At 35.2% G+C, this 270-nt stretch carries 1 protein-coding gene; it reads left to right on the top strand.

Features of this window, described 5'->3' with window-relative positions:
- Positions 1–19: 19 nt before the first annotated feature.
- On the top strand, positions 20–270 hold a 251-nt coding region (locus AAEY88_RS13750), incomplete at its 3' end, for a hypothetical protein (RefSeq protein WP_350563283.1).

Raw genomic sequence — 270 nt, 5'->3', positions numbered from 1 at the left:
GAAAAATGCCGCACAAAGGATGTCTAATTTAATTAATGATTTATTAGAGTTCTCTCGAGTAACAACTCGAGGTAAAGATTTTACCGACACCAATCTAAATAGCATACTTAATGATATTTTAAGCGATTTAGAAATAGCCATTAATGAGTCTAATGCGCAAGTGATAACGGTTGATATGCCAATCATTCAGGCTGATCCGAGTCAAATGCATCAGCTGTTTTTAAACTTAATTTCAAATGCAGTGAAGTTTAGAGCGCCTAACGTAAACCC

The organism is Psychrobacter sp. CAL346-MNA-CIBAN-0220, assembly GCF_040309805.1.
Taxonomy (GTDB): domain Bacteria; phylum Pseudomonadota; class Gammaproteobacteria; order Pseudomonadales; family Moraxellaceae; genus Psychrobacter.
The sequence above is the reverse complement of the archived record's forward strand: the minus strand, read 5'-3'. Positions and strand labels throughout refer to the sequence as shown.